The following is a 13,197-nucleotide window of genomic DNA, read 5'->3' as shown; positions in this document are numbered from 1 at the left end:
CGGTTGGTTCCGCCAGTGAGCACAACGCCTGTTCCAGGTCGGCATGGCGGACCGCGGGGCGGCGCCGTCGTCGATGTGCTTTCGCCACGTTTGAAACATATAAACCGATGATATTTCAATACGTAAGCGAAAATTCGCGAGGCAGAACTTGAGTAACAAACGGCTAACCATGCAGCCGGTCGCGCGCTGCGTTCTATTAGCGGATCGTGGTAGAGCTTTTGCGAAGACCCTGTTAGACTTGCCGACATAACAGGGTGGCAACGGCGCGCCGAGCCTGCCGAGGATTTTCCGTCGGCAAACGGCGAAGTGTTCAACAAAGCGGAAGTCGCCCGTGCTGGACCGCAAGCAGGGACCGGGGGCTTTGACCATGGCTGAACGGAACTACACCCGTCAGCTGGCGACCATCATTTCTATCGACGCCGTCGGATTCTCGCGATTGATGGGCATCGACGACGAGCTGGCCGTCGCCGCCTTCGAGGAGCGGCGCGACATCATCGCCGACAGTTGCGCCGCGTTCGGCGGCCGTACCTTCGGCGATGCCGGCGACAGCATCATGGCCGAATTCGGCAACCCGATCGAGGCCCTGCGCGCCGCCTTCGATTTCCAGGGCAGGGTCGTCGCGCTCAATGCATCCGTGGCCGAGGACATGCGCATGCCGTTCCGGGCCGGCATCAACACCGGCGACGTCATCGTGCGCGAGGGGAGGCTCTACGGCGACGACGTCAACATCGCCGCCAGGCTGCAGGAGTTCGCGCCGCATGACGGGCTGGCCATCTCGGAGACGACATGGCACCACGTGAAGGACAAGACAGCCGCCGAGTTCACCGATCTCGGCGAATTCATGCTGAAGAACATCGCCTTGCCGGTGCGCGTCCTGATAGCCGGCCGCGGCGGCGGCAGCGGAGCGTCGCCGTCGGCGCCGCTCGCTGCCATTTCTCCCGCCTTCAGCCCGCAAAAGGCGCCGCCCAAGGGCCCGCCAGCGATCGCCGTGCTGCCTTTCGCAGGCAATGGCGGCGAGCGCGATGTCGGCTACATGGCCGATGGCATCGCCGAGGATATCATCTACGGCCTCTCGAATACGAGGTGGCTTTCGGTGATCGCCAAGAGTTCCAGCTTCCAGTTCCGCGACGACAGCCTGGGAACCCGGGTGATCGGCAATGCGCTCGGCGCGCGCTACATCGTCAGTGGCACGCTGACGCGCAATGGCGGGCAGATCCGGCTCAACACTTCGCTGGCCGATACGTCGAATGGACGTCTGGTCTGGTCGCAGCGCTTCGACCGCGACCTCGTCGACATCTTCAAGCTGCGCGACCAGATCGGCAGCGAGATCGTCTCGATGCTCGACAAGGAAGTCGACCGGGCCGAACAGGCGCGCACCTTCCAGGTGCCGTGGGAAAGCCTCGAGACCTGGCAATTGGTGCGGCGCGGTCGCTGGCACATGAACCGGCGCACGCGCGGCGATACCGAGATCGCCCTGGATTTCTTCGAAAAGGCCTATCGTGAGGACCCCAATTCCAGCGCCGTGCTGAACGAGCTGGCATGGTGGTATTTTTGGCGGGCGTGGCTGCGTTTCGGCGACAGCGACGACCTCGACAAGGTCCAGCAGTACGCGCGCAAGGCCTTGCTGATGGACAGCCTGGATGCGCGTCCGCACGCCCATCTCGGCGTCATCGATATCATGCGGGGACAGCCGCGGGCCGCGATCGAGCATCTGAAGGAAGCGCTGCACATCAACCCGAGCTTTGCCTTCGCGCGCTCGGCCATGGGCAGCGCCAAGCTTTTGCTCGGCGACGCCGCCGACGCGATACCGTTCTTCCTCGACACCGAGCGGCTGAGCCCCTTCGACCTCTATCGGTTCCACAATCTGGGAGAACTGGCGGTCGCCTACAGTTTCGTCGAGAACTGGCCGGCCGTGATCGCCACGGCCGACCGCTCGCTCAACCTGTCGCCAGGCTATTTCTACGCCAGGTATCTGAAGATCGGCGCGCTTATGCGCAGCGGCCGCGCCGATGAGGCCAGGCGCGAACTGGCAATTTTCGAGACAAGGCATCCGGATTTCTCCGAACAGCGCGTGCGCTGGATACCGTTCGCCGACAAATCCGCCAATGAATTCCTCATTGCCAATTTCGAACTGGCGCGGTCTGCGACGTGATTTCGCGGACCGGCTGGTGGCTGGATGTCATGACTGTGAAGAGAATCACATACGCCGGAACGATGCAAACCTAGGCCATGAGACGGCCGGTATCGCAATGACGTGGACAGCCGGGGGGCTTGAACGCGAATGATCAAGTTAAAGTATTTCGATAAGGTCCGCGCAGCCCAGAAAAGCCAGCGACCGCTGTCGGAAATGCCGCCTTTCGACATCGAACGGCTGCGCACCAACGGCCTGGCTTCGCGCATCGCCGGCTTCTTCTTCAACGATCCCCGCTGGGCCCTCGCGCTGCTGCGCCGCTTCAAGCCAAACCTCGGTTTCGGCAATTTCCTGCTCGTCACCAGGAATGCCGACGTTCGCGACATATTGGAGCGCGGCGACGAGTTCGAGACGCCTTACGGACCGGAGATGGCCGAGCTGGCGCGGGGCTCGAATTTCATCCTCGGCATGCAGGACGGCGCCGCCTACCGGCAGATGAAATCGTCGGTGCTGAGCGCCTTTCCGCCGGCCGAGGTCGAGGCCAAGGTTCGACCGATCGCGGCGCGCCATTCCAGGGACATCATGACGGCCGCGAGCCCCGGCTTCGACGCCATCGCCGGGCTGCTGAAGCTCCTGCCGGTGCATATCTGCCGCGACTATTTCGGGCTTGAGATCGACGACGAATCCGAGTTCGCCGACTGGGCGATCGCCTTGAGCGCGCTGTTCTTTTCCGATCCTACGGCCAAACCAGCCACGCGCGAGCTTGCCGTTGTCGGCGGCGATCGGTTGATCAAGGTCATCGACCGCTCCATCGACGCGATCAGGGAAAAGGGCCAGAAGGACCAGCCGCTGGCGCGGCTTGTCGCCTTGCTCGACCAGGGCCGGCTGTCGCGCCCGGACATCCATTCGATCATGCTGGGCATGATCGCCGGCTTCGTGCCGACCAATGTGCTGGCCGGCGGCAATTGCCTGGACGTCATCCTGTCGCGGCCCGATGCCAGGCAGGCCATCGACGCGGCGCTCGCCGAAAACGACACGGCGAAGCTGGACCGGGCGATCATGGAGGCCATGCGCTTCAAGCCGATCTGGGTCGGCCCGTGGCGCTATACCTCGCGCGACGCGACCATCGCCAGGGGGACGCGCCGCGAGCGGCTGGTGAAGGCCGGAACGGTGGTGATGCCGGCGACACTGTCGGCGATGTTCGACCCTGACGCGGTGCAGAACCCGAACGATTTCGACACAACGCGCCCGCATCGCGACTATCTGGTGTTCGGGCACGGCATCCATCTGTGCATCGGCGCCGAGATCGCCAGGATCCAGATCGGCGAAAGCCTGCGCGCGCTGTTCGGCAAGGAGAAGCTGCGCCGCGCCAGCGGCAGGGCCGGACGCCTTACCAACATCGGCGCCTATCCGGAAAGCCTCAAGGTCGATTTCGAGCAGCCGGCGTTCTGCCACACCGTCGATCAGTCGATGGTGACAGTGGTCTGTCCGGTCGTCCGGTCCGTGCCGCTGGACGCCATCCGCGACAAGGTCGCCATGCTCGACAATCCGGCCATCGAGGAGATGAGCGCCGCGCTCGACACCGCCGGCACCATTCACTTCACCAGCCTCGCCGTGGCCGGCACCGGCGAAATCGAGGACGCTTCCGGCGTCGAGAAAGGCGCTCTGGTTCTCGAAATCTCCGGCGACGGCAGCGCCAGCGAGGTCATCGATGCCGTCTCCCAGGCCATCGGCCACCGGCTGCGGCCGATCTTCAAGGACGTCTGCGGCCTGCCAGATGGCGGCGCGCTGAGCGACTTCCTGCGCCAGCACAATATCGAGATATCGCCATCCTTCGGCAGCAATGCAGGACTGGTGTTTTCCGGCACGCCGGGTCATTCGGTCCGCCGCATCCTGGCCGAAGCCGAGCTTGCCGGCATCGTGCGCGACATCGCCGAGCGGCCGCGCGCCGGCAATGGCGACGCCGCCGCCGTGCTCGCCGAGGCGCGCCGGCACGTGCGCTCGCTGGGCAGGTTCGACTGGGCTTTCCAGCCGGCTGAAAGCCTGCTCGAAAGCCCGCCCGGAAAATGGTGGCGGGCCATCACCACCACGCTGCTGGCGCCGCCAATGCTGGTGGCCGTCGCGGTCGTGGTGCTCGTCTCCTGGAAGTTGACCTACAAGCTGGTGTTCGGCGATCCGAGCGGTCTCAGCTTCGCCACCATCGCCATTGCCGGCACCGCGCTTCTGCTAGCCGTGCTCGGGCTCATCGCGATGATCGCGGTGGCGCTTGGCGTCTGCTTCATCGCCTTGCGGCGCCTCGAAGACATCGACCGTCCGCATAACACGCCGGTCGACCTGCAGGCGCTGGACAAGATCATCGTGCATGAGGATCGCGCCGCGCAAAACCATATGACGGCGATCTCGACGATGAAGGCCGGACTCCTGCGGCGGCTGGCGCTCAGGCTGTCTTTCTATCTGATCTCGATCACGGCCCGGAAAGTGTACCGGCCAGGCTTCCTCGGCACCATCAACACCATCCATTTCGCCCGCTGGGTGCTTTTGCCAGGCACCAACAGGCTGATGTTCTTCTCCAACTATGGCGGCAGCTGGGAAAGCTACCTGGAGGATTTCATCGCCAAGGCCGCTTCCGGGCTCACCGGTGTGTGGAGCAACACCGAGGGCTATCCGCGCACGCGCTGGCTCTTCCTCGATGGCGCGCGCGACGGCGACCGGTTCAAGCGCTGGGCACGGCGGCAGCAGGTGCCGACCTTGTTCTGGTATTCGGCCTACCGCGAGCTCAATACCGCGGCCATCCGGATCAATTCCCGGATCAGGCGCGGCATCGCTTCGGCTAGCGACAACGAGGCGCGCGACTGGCTGAGCCTGTTCGGTTCGCTGCCGCGGCTGGCGACCGAAAGAACCGCCGTTCAGAAAACAACCTCGCTGCTGGCCAATATCAGTTCGGCCTTCCCGCCGCCGCTCGAGCAGCAGCTCGAAACCGGCGAGATCCAGTCCATCTTCTTCGGTCCGTTCGGAGCGCTTGCGCATGCGCATATGTTGGCGATCGCCATACCGGAGACCCTGTCCAGGGCAAGCCGCAAGGCCTGGCTCGAATTCGTCGTTGCCCGCGCGAGTTTTGGCGATGGCGTGCCGCGCGAACGCGCCTTGACGCTGGCATTCGGCCCTGACGGCCTTCGCCGCCTCGGACTGGGCGGCGGCGTCGACGGCGACCCGCTCGGCACGTTCCCCGTCGCCTTTCGCCACGGCATGGGCAATCCCGAACGCAGCCGTATCCTGGACGATCTCGGCGACAGCGTTCCCGACAATTGGCAGTGGGGTTCACTGCAGAAACCGGTGCACGCCGTCGTCGTCTGCTATGCGGAAAGCCCCGAGATGCTGAAAACCGAGCTTGCTTCGCTGAAGAAGAAGACGTCGGGCGCGGGGATGGTGCTGGTTTCGGAACTGCCGCTCGCGGTGAAGCGGGAAGGCAAGCGCGCGGTCGAGCATTTCGGCTTCGTCGACGGTGTCTCGCAACCGATCGTCAGGGGCACGGCGCGGGCCAACGCGGGTGCTGCACCCATGCATCTGGTCGCGCCCGGCGAATTCCTGTTCGGCTATCGCGACGAGCACGGCTTCTATCCGGCTTCACCCTCCGTTCCGGCCGCGCAGGACCGCTCCGGCATCCTGTCGGCCGTGCGCCGCAACCGGCAGATCGCCGGACAGCCGCCACCGCCGCACGATTTCGGCCGCAACGGCTCCTTCCTCGTGATGCGCCAGTTCGAACAGCACGTCGAACGCTTCGAGGATTACTGCAAGGCGGCCGCCGCGCAGGCAGCGGGCGAGACCGGCAATCCGGCGATCACGCCGCGCTGGGTGGCCGCCAAGATGCTCGGCCGCTGGCCGGACGGCAGCTCGCTGGTGCGCAACCCGGACGGCCGCCCCGGACGCGGCGTCGACAATGATTTCACCCTCGGCGTCGAGGATCCGCAGGGACACCGCTGCCCGCTCGGCGCCCACATACGCCGCTCCAATCCGCGCGACTCGCTTGGCGAGGACCGCGAGACGCAGACCCAGATCGGCAAGCGCCACCGCATCATCCGCGTCGGCCGCCCCTACCAGAAGCAGGACCGGAAGGGTGCAAAGGTCGAGAAGGGCCTGCTGTTCATGTGCCTCAACGCGGACATCGAGCGCCAGTACGAATTCATGCAGCAGACCTGGGTCTCATCGACCTCGTTCCAGGGGCTGGTCGGCGAAAAGGATCCGACGATCGGCTCGCGCAGCGGCGACGGCAGGTTCACCATCCCGTCCTGGGAAGGCGTAACGGTGCTGAAAGGGATACCGCAATTCGTCACCACGCGGGGAGGGGGCTATTTCTTCATGCCCGGCAAATCCGCGCTGCGCTATCTGATCTCGCGGCTCTGATTCGGGTGCCGAATGGCGAAATGAGGCCCTCAGTCGTCGTCCTGCGATTCGGCAATGGTACTGAGCGCCCTGGCGTCGGTTATGCGCAGGCCGCCGCGCTTAATGTCGATGATCCGGCGGCTGCGCCAGTCGTTCAGCGTCTTGTTGACCGACTCGCGCGTCGCGCCAAGGAACTCCCCCAGCTCCGATTGCGAGATCGGTATCCAGCCGTCCCCGTCGGCCATCACGCCGCCCAGGAACACCAGCCGCTTGGCCAGCCTGGCCTCGATGCCGAAGAAGGCCTGATCGCCGAGCTCGCCGCTGACCCAGCGCAGCCGGGCGCACAGCAAATCGATCATGGCGCGCGCAAGCGGGGGATTTTTCTCAATCCGATCAAAGAGTTGCGCGCGGCTTAGCGAAACCAGCTCGCACGCGGTGAGGCAGATGGCGGTTGCCGTGCGCGGGCGTCCGTCGAGCGCGCCGATCTCGCCGACCAGGCTGCGCGACAATTCGATATTGGCGACCAGCTTCTGGCCGCCCGGCGAATAGATCGAGATCTCCACAGTGCCGCTCATGACGCCGTAGATGCGGTCGGCGGCATCCTCCTGGACGAAGAGGTGCTGGCCGGCGGCATAGCGCTCGACCTTGCAGCCGCTGAACAGAAGTTCGAACTGGCGCGGATCGATCCGCGCCAGGCGCGGCAGGTCGTTCCTGTCGTTCGCGCTGGCGAAAGCCATGTTGATGTCCCGATTGCCGCCCTCGCCGAAGTTTACGGCAACAAAGGACGGCGTCAAAGCCCCCGGCGTTGATCCATGCAGTTGCGCGGTCAGATGGCGCGGCGTTGCCCCCATCTGGTGCCCGATGCGCAGTGCGCGGAAGGCCGTCCGCGCGCGCGGCGGGAGGAGCCGTGACGCGCGCGGACGGCAACTGTGAAACGTCCGGCGATCGAAAATCCCTACCTGGACCGGTTGCCTTCCAGATCGCGCAGACTTCACTCGGCTGGCCGACATATGTTGGCCGAGCCGCTTTACGTTGCGCGAGAACCCGCTGAAGGTCTGTGAAGGCTGTCACATCGCGGCGGGCCACGCGATTGCCGGCGCGCGCAGGCATGGTGGCGGCCCGTCGCGTGAAGGGCTTCCCAAGAGTGCCGGTGCAATTCAGTGAAGGCCAGCCATCCAACCGTTTCGTCAGGTTGGATGGTGGGCGATGCAGGGATTGAACCTGCGACCCCACCCGTGTGAAGGGTGTGCTCTCCCGCTGAGCTAATCGCCCGCTCGTTGCCCGAAGGCCAAGCGAGCCGCGATATAAGGGAGGCAGGCTGCCGAAGTCAAGCGATGTGCCGCTGGTCCCCGAAGGATCGCGATTGCGGGATCGGCGGACCGGATACGGCCTTGTTTTTGCTCAGGCCGCGGCGTCGATCAGCCGCTCGGCCAGGCCGAGCGTCAGCGCGTCGAAATGCGAGATCACCGCCGACGGCTCGAATTCCCTGACATGGCGCTCGGTGTAGCCGAAATCGACGGCCACCACCGGAATGCCGGCGGCCTTGGCGGTATCGATGTCGGTCTGCGAATCGCCGACCATCACCGCGCGGTGCGGGTCGCCGCCGGCCAGCCTGATGGTTTCGGTGAGATGGCGCGGGTCGGGCTTGCGGAAGGCGAAGGTGTCCTGGCCGGCGATCGCGGCGAAATACCGCGCCAGGCCAAGCGCGCCGATCAGCGCCACCGAATTGCCCTCGTATTTGTTGGTGCAGATCGCCAGCAAATAACCGGCGGCCTTGAAGCGGTCGAGCGCCTCGACAACGCCGGGGTAGGGGCGCGACTTGCCGGGAATGTTGAGCGTGTAGTGGTCGAGGAACAGCTGCAGCAGCCGGTCATGCTCCTCCACCGCCAGCGCCCGCTGCTGCGCGGCATGCGCCCGCTCGATCATCACCCGCCCGCCATGGCCGACGAAGCGCTTGAAGCCGGCCTCGTCGACAGCCGCCAGCGCATTGGCCGCCAGGCTGTGGTTCAAGCTGTCGAGCAGGTCCGGCGCCGTGTCGACCAGCGTCCCGTCGAGGTCGAACACGATGATCGGTCGGGTCATGGGCAGTCCTGTACGGTTGCGTCGCCAGAGGCGATAACCCCTGCGTCCCGATCAGGCAAGCCGGCTTGGTCAATCCACAGGCCTTAAGCACAAGCGCGGCCTTTGACCGCGCGGGCAAAAATGCTAGGAGCGCCCAAATCAGCCTTTCCCGGGGACGACGTGCAATCATGGATGCCAGGCAACTGAAGGTCGAAGCCGCGCGGTCCGCCCTTGGCCATGTCAGCGACGGCATGCGGCTCGGCATCGGCACGGGGTCGACGGCCGAGGAGTTCGTGCGGCTGCTCGCCGAGAAGGTCGCCACCGGGCTCCGGATCATCGGCGTGCCGACCTCGGAGCGCACCGCAGCACTCTGCAGCGAACTCGGCGTGCCGCTCTCGACGCTCGAGGAGACCCCGGAGCTCGACCTTACCGTCGACGGCGCAGACGAAGTCGACCCGGAGCTCACCCTGATCAAGGGGGGCGGCGGCGCGCTGCTGCGCGAGAAGATCGTCGCGGCTGCCTCCGCGCGCATGATCGTGATTGCCGACCAGTCCAAGATGGTGGAGACGCTTGGCCGCTTTCCGCTGCCGATCGAAGTCAACAAGTTCGGCCTGCGCGCGACCGAGATCGCGGTGACCGCGGCGGCCGCGAGCCTCGGCCTTGCCGGTCCGATTACATTGAGGATGACGGGGAGCCAGCCTTTTGTTACAGACGGCGGCCATTTTATCCTCGATGCATCTTTTGGCCGCATTCCGGATACAAGAGCGCTTTCGAATGCTCTCCATGCCATTCCAGGCGTTGTCGAGCACGGTCTTTTCATCGGGCTGGCTTCAGCGGCCATCATCGCCGGCGGCGAAGGCATCCAAACCGTCCATGCCGCCCGAAAACCAGGGAGTTCTATCGACCATGATGTTGCATAACCGGGTTCGCCGCTTCTCGGCCGCTCTGGCGGCTTCGGCTGTCCTTGCGCTGTCCTCGCCGGCGTTTTCGCAGGACGTCTCCGAATCGCATCTCAAGGCCGCGCGGGCCGCGGTTGCCGCGATCCACGCCACCGACCCGTTCGACAACATCCTGCCGCAGGCGGCGGCGGCGCTCGAGAACCAGCTGATCCAGAAGAACCCCGACATGCAGGAACTGATCGGCAAGACCGTTACCGAAAAGGCGATGGCGCTGGCGGCGCGGCGCGCCGATCTCGAAAAGGAGGCCGCCCTTGCCTATGCCAAGGTGTTCTCCGAAAAGGAACTCAACGACATCGCCACCTTCTACGGCTCCGATTCGGGCAAGAAGCTGCTCGACAGCGGCCCTGCGGTGACGCGCGATCTCGTCAAGGCAGCCGACATCTGGCAGAACGGCGTGGCCCGCGATCTCGCCCAGCAGGTCGGCGAAACGCTTGCCGCCGCGTCGAAGGCCGCCGCTCCGGCGGCGCCTGCGCCCGCCGATGCGAGCGCTCCTGCCGCCCCCGCCGATGGCGACGCTCCGGCCGATGGCGAGGCGCCTGCCGACAACACGCAGAACTGATTTGCCTTTACAGGCGGCATGACGGCCGCTGGACCAGAAAGCCCGGCTTTGTCCGGGCTTTTCTTTTGCCGCCCGGCAGCCTACCTGTGCCTCGGCCTTTCTCTGCAGGAGTTCCGTGATGACCGCTTACGACTACGATCTTTTCGTCATCGGCGGCGGCTCCGGCGGGGTGCGGGCGGCCCGTGTCGCGGCCGCACTCGGCAAGCGCGTCGGCATCGCCGAGGAATACCGCTATGGCGGCACCTGCGTCATCCGCGGCTGCGTGCCGAAGAAGCTTTACGTCTACGCCTCGCAGTTTCCGGAGCATTTCGCAGATGCCGCCGGTTACGGCTGGACGGTGCCCGAGGCCAGCTTCGACTGGCCGATGCTGGTCGCCAACAAGGACCGTGAGATCGCCCGGCTGGAAGCGATCTACGAGAAGAATGTGAAAGGTGCCGGCGGCGAGACGTTCCATTCGCGCGCCATGCTGGTCGACCCACATGTGGTGCATCTGCTCGGCGACGACCGCACCGTCACCGCCGACCAGATACTGATCGCCACCGGCGGGCGCCCGGCACCACATCCGGCCCTCGTCGGCCACGAGCACTGCATCTTCTCCAACGAAGCCTTCGACCTCAAGCAATTGCCGAAGGCGATCATGGTCGAGGGCGGCGGCTATATCGCCGTCGAATTCGCCAACATCTTCCACGGGCTCGGCGTCGAGACCACGCTGGTCTATCGCGGCAAGGAGATCCTTTCCCGCTTCGACATGGACCTCAGGCGCACGCTGCACGAGACGATGGAGAAGAAGGGCATCAGGATCCTGTGCCATGCGGTGTCGGAATGGGTGCGCAAGCGGCCGGATGGGCGCCTGGACGCGCTCGTCACCGGCGGCAAGGTGCTGACCGTCGACCAGGTGATGCTCGCCATCGGCCGCATCCCAAACACCGAGAACATGGGCCTGGAGGGAGTTGGCATCGAGCTCAGCAAGACCGGCGCCATCAATGTCGACAAATATTCGCGCACCAATATCGACAACATCTGGGCGATCGGCGACGTCACCAACCGCGTGCAGTTGACGCCGGTGGCGATTCACGAGGCGATGTGCTTCATCGAGACCGCCTTCAAAGGCAACCCGACCGCGCCCGACCATGACACAATCCCGACGGCGGTGTTCTCGCAGCCGGAGATCGGCACTGTCGGCCTGTCGGAGGACGAGGCGGTCAAACGCTTTGCCGACATCGAGATCTACCGCGCCAGCTTTCGGCCGATGCGGCATACGCTCTCCGGCCGCGACGAGAAGATGCTGATGAAGCTGGTGGTAGACGGCGCGTCTCGGAAGGTGCTCGGCGCCCATATCCTCGGGCCGGATGCCGGCGAGATGGCGCAGCTTCTGGGGATCCCACTGAAAGCAGGACTGACCAAGGAAGATTTCGACCGCACCATGGCCGTGCACCCGACGGCGGCGGAAGAGCTGGTCACCATGTACAAGCCGACCTACCGCGTGAAGGACGGCGAGCGCGTCTGAGATCGTGCGCATATCGCAAGGCCGCCACCAATTCTGTGGGCGACGGCCTTGCTAGCGGTCTACAGCAGCGTGCCGCGCAGGATCACCAGCGCCACCGAGAAGTAGATCACCAGGCCGGTGACGTCGACCAGCGTGGCGACGAACGGCGCCGAGGCGCTGGCCGGATCGAAGCCGATGCGCTTCAGCGCGAACGGCAGCATCGAGCCGGAGAGCGAGCCGAAGGTGACGATGCCGACCAACGCGGCGCCTACCGTGGCCGCAATCCGTTCCCAGTGTGGGCCGTAGTCGTAGAAGCCGAAATACTGCCACAGCGTGATACGGCAGATGCCGACGACGCCGAGGATCGCCCCGAGCACCAGGCCGGTCGGCAGTTCGCGCAGCGCCACCCGCCACCAGTCGCCAAGGCTGATCTCGCGCAGCGCCAGCGCCCGGATGACCAGCGACGTCGCCTGCGAGCCGGAGTTGCCCCCGGAACTCATGATCAGCGGAATGAAGAGGGTGAGCACGATCGCCTTCTCCAACTCGCCCTCATAGCTTTGCATGGCATTGGCGGTCAGCATCTCGCTGATGAACAGCGCGCAGAGCCAGCCGCCGCGTTTCTGGATCATGGCGAGGAAGCCCATCTTCATATAGGGCTCGTCGAGCGCCTCCATGCCGCCGAAACGATGCACGTCCTCGGTCGTCTCCTCGACCATCGTGTCGATGATGTCGTCGATGGTGACGATGCCGAGGATCTTGCCATGATCGACCACCGGCACGGCGAGCAGGTCGTATTTGGAGATCGTCTGCGCCAGCGTCTCTCGGTCGGTCAGGGGGGTGACGGTCACCGGCGCACGATCCGGCGCCACCGACAGGATAGGATCGTCGGGCTCGCCGGTAATCAGACGGCGCAGTCCGGTCGAGCGCACCAGAAGGTGCGTCTCCGGATCGACGATGTAGATCGCGTAGACGGTCTCGCGGGTGCGTTCGACCTTGCGGATGTAGTCGAGGGTGCGGCCGACGGTCCAGTCCGAAGGCACGCTGACGAATTCCGTCGTCATGATCGACGCGGCGCTGCCCTCCGGATAACCCAGAATGGATAGCAGCGTCGCGCGCAGCGGCGGCGCGAGCGCGCCGAGCAGTTCGGAACGGGCCGGCTCATCGAGCTCGCGCAAAATGTCGGCCGCGCGGTCGACGGACATGGCGGTCAAGAGCTTGCTGGCCTTGGCGCGCGGCAGGGCTTCGACGAGCTCCGGGGCGCTTTCGAGTTGCGGTTGGTCGAAGATCTCGACCAGGCGCTCGAAAGGCACGGCGCAAAGCAGCTCGATGGCTGTTTCGCGTGGTTCGTGGTTCAGCGCCTCGACGACGTCGGCGACGTGGTCGTTGGCAAGGACACGGGCGACGGCGATGGCTTCGTCGTCCAAGACGGGTACGAATTCGTTCATGGCTCACTCCTTGCCGTCCGGCAGGACGTGAGCCGTCAGGTCACGTCAAGGCGGACGGCGATTGCGTTCGACTGTGACTGTCGCCAGGCATGGCGGGTTGACCTTTCTGCTCGCGGGTTCGGGTTTGAATTCTGCGAGCCGGCGCAACATAGGAGCGCCTCGGCCCGAGTCAATCG

General features: G+C 65.1%; 8 protein-coding genes and 1 tRNA gene. 5 read left to right on the top strand and 4 right to left on the bottom strand.

Translation table 11 applies throughout. The features are described from left to right. The first annotated feature begins 367 nt into the window (after nucleotides 1–367). Both EN857_RS18715 and EN857_RS18710 read left to right on the top strand, forming a co-directional pair. On the top strand, nucleotides 368–2,152 hold the full coding sequence (locus tag EN857_RS18715) for an adenylate/guanylate cyclase domain-containing protein (protein ID WP_127391622.1): 1,785 nt from the start codon (nucleotides 368–370) through the stop codon (nucleotides 2,150–2,152). A 129-nt stretch (nucleotides 2,153–2,281) separates the two neighbouring features. Beyond that, nucleotides 2,282–6,532 (top strand): cytochrome P450, encoded by a 4,251-nt coding sequence (locus EN857_RS18710; protein WP_127391623.1) that lies wholly within the window; start codon nucleotides 2,282–2,284, stop codon nucleotides 6,530–6,532. 29 nt (nucleotides 6,533–6,561) lie between these two features. On the opposite strand, the gene EN857_RS18705 is transcribed toward EN857_RS18710, so the two are convergent. The 3 genes from EN857_RS18705 to EN857_RS18695 form a co-directional block, all read right to left on the bottom strand. Further along, nucleotides 6,562–7,248, bottom strand: a complete 687-nt coding sequence (locus EN857_RS18705) for a Crp/Fnr family transcriptional regulator (RefSeq protein WP_127391624.1) — start codon at nucleotides 7,246–7,248, stop codon at nucleotides 6,562–6,564. Between the two features lie 460 nt (nucleotides 7,249–7,708). Further along, a tRNA-Val gene (locus EN857_RS18700) sits at nucleotides 7,709–7,783 on the bottom strand. A gap of 129 nt (nucleotides 7,784–7,912) precedes the next feature. Further along, nucleotides 7,913–8,593, bottom strand: coding sequence for a phosphoglycolate phosphatase (locus tag EN857_RS18695; protein WP_127286701.1), 681 nt, complete (start codon nucleotides 8,591–8,593; stop codon nucleotides 7,913–7,915). A 164-nt stretch (nucleotides 8,594–8,757) separates the two neighbouring features. Here EN857_RS18695 and rpiA point away from each other — a divergent pair, with 164 nt between their 5' ends. The 3 genes from rpiA (at nucleotide 8,758) to gor (ending at nucleotide 11,597) form a co-directional block, all read left to right on the top strand. Beyond that, a complete protein-coding gene (rpiA, locus tag EN857_RS18690) occupies nucleotides 8,758–9,492 on the top strand; it encodes a ribose-5-phosphate isomerase RpiA (RefSeq protein WP_348630783.1) in 735 nt (244 codons plus the stop codon). Then, nucleotides 9,479–10,090 (top strand): DUF2059 domain-containing protein, encoded by a 612-nt coding sequence (locus tag EN857_RS18685; protein WP_127391626.1) that lies wholly within the window; start codon nucleotides 9,479–9,481, stop codon nucleotides 10,088–10,090. The genes rpiA and EN857_RS18685 overlap by 14 nt, the downstream gene beginning before the upstream one ends. A gap of 118 nt (nucleotides 10,091–10,208) precedes the next feature. Then, a complete protein-coding gene (gene gor, locus EN857_RS18680; protein ID WP_127391627.1) occupies nucleotides 10,209–11,597 on the top strand; it encodes a glutathione-disulfide reductase in 1,389 nt (462 codons plus the stop codon). Nucleotides 11,598–11,656: 59 nt separating this feature from the next. Here gor and mgtE read toward each other — a convergent pair whose 3' ends face one another. Next, nucleotides 11,657–13,021 (bottom strand): magnesium transporter, encoded by a 1,365-nt coding sequence (gene mgtE / locus EN857_RS18675; protein ID WP_135858442.1) that lies wholly within the window; start codon nucleotides 13,019–13,021, stop codon nucleotides 11,657–11,659. Nucleotides 13,022–13,197: the final 176 nt, after the last annotated feature.

Origin of the sequence: Mesorhizobium sp. M4B.F.Ca.ET.214.01.1.1, from assembly GCF_004791545.1 — a bacterium.
Lineage (GTDB): Bacteria > Pseudomonadota > Alphaproteobacteria > Rhizobiales > Rhizobiaceae > Mesorhizobium > Mesorhizobium abyssinicae.
The sequence above is the reverse complement of the archived record's forward strand: the minus strand, read 5'-3'. Positions and strand labels throughout refer to the sequence as shown.

Bases quoted from the DNA above. Each gene is read 5' to 3' on its own strand.
- EN857_RS18715 (WP_127391622.1), top strand. From the start codon at position 368: ATGGCTGAACGGAACTACACCCGTCAGCTGGCGACCATCATTTCTATC.
- EN857_RS18710 (WP_127391623.1), top strand. From the start codon at position 2,282: ATGATCAAGTTAAAGTATTTCGATAAGGTCCGCGCAGCCCAGAAAAGC.
- EN857_RS18705 (WP_127391624.1), bottom strand. From the start codon at position 7,248: ATGGCTTTCGCCAGCGCGAACGACAGGAACGACCTGCCGCGCCTGGCG.
- EN857_RS18695 (WP_127286701.1), bottom strand. From the start codon at position 8,593: ATGACCCGACCGATCATCGTGTTCGACCTCGACGGGACGCTGGTCGAC.
- EN857_RS18685 (WP_127391626.1), top strand. From the start codon at position 9,479: ATGATGTTGCATAACCGGGTTCGCCGCTTCTCGGCCGCTCTGGCGGCT.
- gor (WP_127391627.1), top strand. From the start codon at position 10,209: ATGACCGCTTACGACTACGATCTTTTCGTCATCGGCGGCGGCTCCGGC.
- mgtE (WP_135858442.1), bottom strand. From the start codon at position 13,021: ATGAACGAATTCGTACCCGTCTTGGACGACGAAGCCATCGCCGTCGCC.